The sequence below is a fragment of the Corallococcus sp. AB038B genome (assembly GCF_003668955.1).
Taxonomy (GTDB): Bacteria; Myxococcota; Myxococcia; order Myxococcales; family Myxococcaceae; genus Corallococcus; species Corallococcus exiguus.
In genome coordinates, this window is sequence record NZ_RAWO01000388.1 from 1 (window position 1) to 386 (window position 386).

Genomic DNA, 386 nt, shown 5'->3' on the forward strand with positions numbered 1-386 from the left:
CGTTCATCCCGTAGGCGAGAATCGTCTGTGCGTGGAAGGCGCTCGGCCTGTCCCACGAGGACCAGTAGCCCGCATCGAACGAGCGCAGCTCCACGTAGCCAGCCCTCGGGTCCGCGCCCACGTACCTGGCGACGTCACTCACGCGCACGCCATGCCACGACGCCACCGCGCTCCAGCCCTCCACGCAGTGGTGCCGGATGCGGTACTCCGTGCGCGGCAGCCGCTGCAGGTCCGCGAGTGACAGCATCCCAGGCCGCTCGACGAGCCCACCCACCTTGAGCGCCCAACCTTGAGGCACGAGCGGCATGGACTCGGAGACGAAGTACTGGGGGAAGTCACCAGGCGGCGTGGCCTCTTCGGGCGGCAGCTCCGGAGCGAGCTGGTCC

The 386-nt window shown here is 69.4% G+C and carries 1 protein-coding gene; it reads right to left on the reverse strand.

The window, feature by feature from the left end; all coding sequences use genetic code 11:
- A partial coding sequence (locus tag D7Y04_RS43650) for a molybdopterin-dependent oxidoreductase (RefSeq protein ID WP_147477397.1) occupies window positions 1-386 on the reverse strand: 386 nt, incomplete at both ends.